Annotated in this window: 5 protein-coding genes and 1 riboswitch; of the genes, 2 read left to right on the forward strand and 3 right to left on the reverse strand. The window is 72.1% G+C overall.

Features of this window, described 5'->3' with window-relative positions; all coding sequences use genetic code 11:
- Window positions 1–115 precede the first annotated feature (115 nt).
- Complete coding sequence (locus tag ACFWEJ_RS25875) at window positions 116–865, reverse strand: TenA family protein (protein WP_377232044.1); 750 nt, start codon at window positions 863–865, stop codon at window positions 116–118.
- Window positions 857–949, reverse strand: a riboswitch (TPP riboswitch). Its footprint overlaps the gene before it by 9 nt.
- A 66-nt stretch (window positions 950–1,015) precedes the next feature.
- Here ACFWEJ_RS25875 and ACFWEJ_RS25880 point away from each other — a divergent pair.
- On the forward strand, window positions 1,016–1,795 hold the full coding sequence (locus tag ACFWEJ_RS25880) for an LLM class F420-dependent oxidoreductase (RefSeq protein WP_377232045.1): 780 nt from the start codon (window positions 1,016–1,018) through the stop codon (window positions 1,793–1,795).
- Here the strand turns inward: ACFWEJ_RS25880 and ACFWEJ_RS25885 are convergent.
- A complete protein-coding gene (locus ACFWEJ_RS25885; RefSeq protein ID WP_377232048.1) occupies window positions 1,741–3,540 on the reverse strand; it encodes a glycoside hydrolase family 15 protein in 1,800 nt (599 codons plus the stop codon). The two genes, ACFWEJ_RS25880 and ACFWEJ_RS25885, sit on opposite strands and share 55 nt — an antisense overlap.
- Window positions 3,541–3,706: 166 nt before the next feature.
- Window positions 3,707–4,990: a hypothetical protein gene (locus ACFWEJ_RS25890; RefSeq protein WP_377232046.1), complete on the reverse strand. Its 1,284-nt coding sequence runs from the start codon at window positions 4,988–4,990 to the stop codon at window positions 3,707–3,709.
- Between the two features lie 242 nt (window positions 4,991–5,232).
- Between ACFWEJ_RS25890 and ACFWEJ_RS25895 the strand changes: the two genes are divergently transcribed.
- A complete protein-coding gene (locus ACFWEJ_RS25895; protein ID WP_377232047.1) occupies window positions 5,233–6,465 on the forward strand; it encodes a GDSL-type esterase/lipase family protein in 1,233 nt (410 codons plus the stop codon).
- The last annotated feature ends 145 nt before the right edge of the window (window positions 6,466–6,610 follow it).

The raw sequence follows: 6,610 nt of genomic DNA on the forward strand, positions 1-6,610 counted from the left end.
AAGAGACTGGGTGGGGTGACGCCGGCGGCCGGCGTCACCCCTAGTCTCGACCTCAGGACACGATCTCGCGCCCGGCCGACACGCCTCAGGCCGGCACACCTCAGGCCGACACGCGTCAGGCCCGGACGGGCGGCGTCGGCCAGGCGGGGGCGGTCAGGCCCTGCTCGAAGAACAGGTACTCGTGCACCGACGAGATCTCGAACGCCCGCAGCATGCGCTCGCGCTCGGCCGGGGAGACCCAGCGGGCCGCGTCGTCGGCCAGCCGGCGGGCCTGCCGGGTCGACTCCTGGAAGGCCTCGTCGCCGTAGGTGCCGATCCAGGCCGCGTACGGGTGGCCCGCGAGGCCGCCGGGGCGGCGTCCGGCCAGGTCCACGAGCACGCTCCCGACGTGGGCGTAGAGCCAGAAGCAGGGCAGGAGCGCGGCGACCGTCTCGGCGTAGCTGCACGACGCCGCGGCGTGCAGGTGGCCCGTGTAGGCCGCGGTCACGGGGGACGGCTCGACCGCGGCGACGTCGCCGGCCGCCAGCCCGGCGTGCGCGCCCAGCCAGTCGCGGTGCAGCACCGTCTCGACCTCCAGGGCCGTCACGGACGACCGTGCGAGGAAGCCCTGCGCGGCCGGGTCGGGCGCCGCCTGCGCGGCGCGCGCCATGATCCGCGAGTACTCGCGCAGGTAGGCGGCGTCCTGGGCGAGGTAGAACGCGAAGGACGCGGCGGGCAGCGAGCCGTCCGCGAGCGCCACGATGAACGGCATGTGCTCGACGGCGTCGCGCCAGCCCGCGATGCGGTCCCAGGCCTCCTCGGTGAAGGGGCGGACGGCGGCGTCGGCGGGGGTCGCGGTGGAAACGGGGACAACGGAAGAAGTCACGATGGACATCCCTTCGCCAGCATGATCTGGATCAGGTTCGACGGGTGTGGTCTCAGCCCTGGCAGGGCACCCCGTGTCACGTGCGGCAGAGGCTATCGGATCCGGCGGACCATGGGCTGCCGGACCTCTGGCGGGTCGTAGGCTGCCGCCATGACAGACCGCCCGATCCGCATCGGTGTCCAGCTCCAGCCCCAGCACGCCGACTACTCCGCGATCCGCGACGCGGTGCTCCGTGCCGAGGACGCCGGCGTCGACATCATCTTCAACTGGGACCACTTCTTCCCGCTGCGGGGCAACCCCGAAGGCAAGCACTTCGAGTGCTGGACCATGCTCGGCGCGTGGGCGGAGCAGACCGAGCGCGTGGAGATCGGCGCCCTCGTGAGCGGCATCGGCTACCGCAACCCGGACCTGCTGGCGGACATGGCGCGCACGGTCGACCACATCTCGGGCGGGCGGCTGATCCTAGGCCTGGGCGCCGGCTGGTTCGAGAAGGACTACGACGAGTTCGGCTACGAGTTCGGCACGCCGGGGTCGCGGATCGCGAGCCTGGCCGACGCGATGCCGCGGATCAAGGCCCGGCTGGCGGCGGGCAACCCGGCGCCCTCGCGCGAGATCCCGGTCCTGATCGGCGGCGGGGGCGTCCGCAAGACGCTGCGGATCGTGGCCGAGCACGCCGACATCTGGCACGCGTTCGGCGACGTGCAGACCCTGACCAGCAAGTCCGCGATCCTCGACGAGCACGGCGCCGCTGTCGGGCGGGACACGGCGAACCTGGTCGAGCGCTCGGTGCAGGCGCAGGGCTCGCCCGCTCAGGAGGGCGAAGCCCTCGTGGCGGCCGGGGCCACGCTGTTCACCGTCGGGGTGAGCGGACCGGACTACGACCTGTCGACCGTGACGGACTGGGTCGCCTGGCGCGACTCGCGAGGCTGACCCAGGCGCAGCGCGCTGTTGACCAGGCCGAGGTGGCTGAAGGCCTGGGGTGTGTTGCCGAGGTGCCGGCCGGTCGCCGGGTCGTACTCCTCGCTGAGCAGCCCCAGGTCGTTGCGCACGGCGAGCAGCCGTTCGAACAGGGCGACGGACTCGTCGACGCGGCCGATGCCGTGCAGCGCGTCGACCAGCCAGAAGTTGCACACCAGGAACGTCGCCTCGGCGCCGGGCAGGCCGTCCACCTGGTCGTCGGCCTCGTTGTGGTACCGCCGCAGCAGCCCGTCCTGGCCGAGCTCGCGCTGCACGGCGTCCACGGTGCCGACGACGCGGGGGTCGTCCCAGGGCAGGAAGCCGACCTGACCGATCAGCAGCAGCGCGGCGTCGAGCCCGTCCGAGCCGTAGAACTGCGTGAACGTGTTCCGCCCGGCGTCGAACCCGTGGGTGCACACGTCGTCGTGGATCCGGTCGCGCACGGCGCGCCAGCGCTCGACGGGCTCGTCGACCAGGCCGTACTTCTCGACGGCGCGGACGGCCCGGTCGAAGCCCGCCCAGGCCATGACGCGCGAGTGCACGAACGCGCGGCGCGGGCCGCGCACCTCCCAGAGCCCGTTGTCGAGGTCGTCCCAGTGCTCCTCGAGGTGTTCCAGCAGCGCGCGCTGCAGCCGCCAGACGTCGTCGTCCTGCTCCAGCCCCGCCTCGCGGGCGTGGTGCAGGGCGTCCAGCGTCTCGCCCCACACGTCGATCTGGAGCTGGCTGGCCGCGTCGTTGCCGATCCGGACCGGCGAGGAACCCTCGAAGCCCGGCAGCCAGTCGAGCGTGTACTCCGGCAGCCGGCGCCGCCCGTCGAGCCCGTACATGATCTGCAGGTCCGCCGGGTCGCCCGCCACGGCCCGCAGGAGCCACGCCCGCCACTCGCGGGCCTCGTCGATGAAACCCGTGCCGATCAGGGCCTGCAGCGTGAGACCGGCGTCCCGCAGCCAGCAGTACCGGTAGTCCCAGTTGCGGCTGCCCCCGAGCTGCTCGGGCAGCGAGGTCGTGGCCGCCGCGGCGATCGCCCCCGTCGGGGCGTAGGTGAGGGCCTTCAGCGTGATCAGCGAGCGGTGCACGGCGTCGGGCCACTGGCCGGTGTAGCTGCAGCCCTCGAGCCAGGTGTGCCAGAAGTCCTCGGTGTCGCGCAGGGCCGCGTACGGCTCGACCGGGTCCCGGGTCTCCAGGTGGGACGCGTGATAGTTCAGGACGAACGGCACCCGGTCGCCGGGTCCGACCGTGAACTCCGCGCGCAGCACCGACCCGTCGCTCGAACCCTCCCGCATCATCGGGACCACCGAGTCGATGCGCACGGAGTCCGGGCCCGCCACGGCGCGCAGCGCGTCGCCGTCCTGCGTGATCCAGGGCACGATGTTCCCGTAGTCGAACCGGAGCCGCAGCTCGGTGGTCATGGCGACGCGGCCGCTGACCCCCTCGACGATCCGGACCAGGTCGGCCTCGTCACCGCGCGGCGGCATCAGGTCGATCACCCGGACCCGCCCCTCGGGCAGGTCCCACTCCGTCTCCAGGACCAGCGTGCCGTCGCGGTAGCGCCGGCTCGTGCAGTCGCCGCCCGACGTCGGGCCCAGGCGCCACGACCCGTGCCGCTCGTCCCCGAGCAGCGCGGCGAAGCACGCCGGGGAGTCGAAGCGCGGCAGGCACATCCAGTCGACCGACCCGTCCCGGCCGATCAGTGCGGCGGTCTGGAGATCACCGACCATCCCGTAGTCCTCGATGCGACGCGTCACGGGACCACCCTAGGTTCGGCCCGACCCGGTGAACAGCACGCGACTCGCCGCAGGCCGGTCCGGCTGCTGTGTCAGACGTACAGGTCACGCGGGTGACCCGTACGCCTGACACGTCAGGTGTGGCGCCGGGGCGGGAGCCTCAGAAGGACGACGCGTCCGCCGCGTACACCCACCGGTAGCCCGGGTACTCGCCGAGCGACCACAGGTAGTCCCGCGTCGGGTCGTAGGACAGGTCCTCCGACCCCACCGTCAGCGCGTTCCCGTGTCGCACGATCGAGCCCGACGGCGCGACGAACGTGTGCAGGTCACCGTCCGAGTTCGGGTCCGAGAAGGTGTCGCCGTCGCTCTGCGAGAAGAAGAACTCCCCGTTGATCGCCGTCGAGCCCTGCACGCTCTCCAGGTCCGTCCGGTAGGCCTCGGTCGCCTTGATGATCCCGTCCGACGCCGGCTTCAGGTACCGGTTCGTGTAGTCGATCGGCACGCGGATCGTCCTGACCTGCGCACCGGCCTCGACGTCGTCGGCGCTGCGGTACTCGCTGACGACCACCGAGTCCGGCGTGCTCGTCCGGTCCAGCGAGACCGAGGAGTGCTGCAGCTGCGCGTACCCGCCCGCCGTCGAGTCGGTGAACTTCGCGGTCTGCGGCAGCACGTACTTGTAGTCGAAGGCCTGGTACGAGCCGTCCGCCTGCCGGCCGATCTTCGAGGCCTCACCCGTCGAGACCTGCCACAGGTGGTCCAGGTCGAACACCCGGAAGCCGCCGCCCGTGTCCGCCACGTAGAGCAGGTTACCGTACCACATGATGCCGCCCGCATGGATGTCGATGGGCTTGAACGACGGCGCGCTCGTCGTGCCGCTCGGCTCCACCAGCAGCAGGTGGCGGTACGGCGGGGCCGACGCGCTCGCCGACAGGTTCGACACGCTGATGCGCACGCCCTTGTCGATACCGTCCTCGGCGTGGTCGTACCAGCTCACGAGGTTGATCCGCTTGCCGTCGTAGGTGCCCTCGGCGTATGCGTCCGAGCTGGTGGTGATGCCCTGCGGGTACCAGGCGCTCGTGTCCTGGTCGCCGTCGTTCCAGCAGTAGTACGCGGTGCGGTTCGTGACCGACGGGGCGCTGCCGCAGCTCGGGGTGCGGTTCGCGTCGTCGGCCACCGCGCCCATGGTCACGTTCGGCAGGGCCGAGTCGAGCGCGCCGATCAGGGACGACGACGTCTGCGACAGCGTGTAGCGGAAGTTGCTCGCGGTGAGCGGGGTCGCGGCGGCCGCGATGGCGGCCCGGTCGGCCTGTTCGGACTGCCCTGCCTGGTCGGACGGGGTCTGGTTCGCGGCGGCCTGACTTGCTGCGGCCTGGCCCGCCGTGGCGAGCAGGGCGGCCAGCCCGAGGCTCGCGACGGCGAGTGCGGAACGGCGACGACGGCGCATGGTGGTCTCCTTGCACGAGGGGACGGTTGCCTGCACACCGTAGGAGCGGGTGCGTCCTCCCGCCACGAAAAAGTCACCCGATCAGCGATGACAGCGTTGACAGTCGGGTGCCCGGGTCATACGTTCCGACGGGCGGGCGTTCCGCCCGGCGGGGCGCACGGCGCCGCGCCGCGTACTCGATCAGCGACGACTCGAGCAACGAAGCGGGTGGACCGATGGTGTTCCGAGACCTTGCACGTACCTTGATCACGCTCGTCACGGCGGCCGGGGTCGCCGTCGGCGGGAGTGTCACCGCCGGCGCGTCCGCGCCCGACGCCGACGAGTGGTCGACGTCGTGGACGCAGTCGCAGCAGCGCAGCTCCGGGCTGAGTCCGGAGACGTTCCAGAACAGGTCGGTCCGGGTCGTGACCCGGCTGACGCAGGGCGGCTCGGCGCTGCGTGTGCGGCTGCAGAACCAGTTCGGCACGGCTCCCCTCGTCGTGAACGCGACCACCGCGGGGCTGAGCGCCGGCGGCGCGGCCGTACGGCCCGAGACCCTGCGCGCCGTCACGTTCGGCGGTTCGCCCACGGTGTCGGTCCCGGCCGGCGGCGAGGTCTGGAGCGACCCGGTGAACCTGGCGACGTCGGCCCTGGACGACCTGGCGGTGAGCTTCTACCTCGCGAACCCGACCCGGATGATGCTCCACGACCTGGCCGGCCGCACCAACTACTTCTCGGCGGCGGGCGGCGGCAACACGACCTCCGACACCTCGGGCGCCGGTTTCCCCGACACACACGGCTGGACCTACCTGGTCAGCGCCGTCGACGTGCTCGGGCCCGACGTCGCCGGCACGGTGGCCGGCGGCACGGTGGTCGCCTACGGCAGCTCGGTGGTCGACGGCGTGGGCGCGGACAGCTGCGGAGCCGGCTGCCCGCCGCCTGCCGTGTTCCAGCGCTGGACCGACACGCTCGCGCAACGGGTGGTGGGCGAGCTGCCCGCCGACCGTCAGGTCGCCGTGGTCAACGAGGGGATCGCCGGGACCACGGCAGCGCCCGCGTGCGGGGCCGGCGGCCTGGACGGCATCTCGCGCCTCGACCGCGACGTGCTCGCGCTGCACCACGTCCGGGCGGTCATCTACTACTACGGCACCAACGACCTCGCGAACAACTGCAGCGCCGAGACGATCCTGGCGGCCTACCGGGACACGTTCGCCCGCCTGCGGGCGGCCGGGATCAAGGTCTTCGTCACGCCGATCACGCCGCGTCCCGGCTACACGGCCGAGCAGAACGCGCGGCGCGCGGTCGTGAACGACTTCGTCCGGGCGGGCGGCAACTGCTCGGGGACCTGCGACGGCGTGTTCGACTTCGACACCGTGCTGCGCGACCCGAACAACCCGAACTCCATCTACCCGCCGTACGACAGCGGGGACGGGGTCCACGCGAACATCGCGGGTCAGACGGCGATCGCCCGGTCGATCCCGCTGGACCGCCTCTGACGGGGGCGTGGGTCGCGGGCCGCTGCCGGGCCTGCTGATCACCGGCCTGCCGGGCGTGGGTCCCCGTGGTCGCGGGCCTGCCGCCGTCGCACTCGATCACTCTCATCACCTTTGAGGCCCGGGTTTCTTCGCTTTGAGCTGTCTC

This window comes from Promicromonospora sp. NPDC060204 (assembly GCF_042728455.1).
Lineage (GTDB): Bacteria > Actinomycetota > Actinomycetes > Actinomycetales > Cellulomonadaceae > Promicromonospora.

Coding starts and splice junctions, on each gene's coding strand:
- ACFWEJ_RS25880 (WP_377232045.1), top strand. CDS start 1,016: ATGACAGACCGCCCGATCCGCATCGGTGTCCAGCTCCAGCCCCAGCAC.
- ACFWEJ_RS25885 (WP_377232048.1), bottom strand. CDS start 3,540: ATGGTCGGTGATCTCCAGACCGCCGCACTGATCGGCCGGGACGGGTCG.
- ACFWEJ_RS25890 (WP_377232046.1), bottom strand. CDS start 4,990: ATGCGCCGTCGTCGCCGTTCCGCACTCGCCGTCGCGAGCCTCGGGCTG.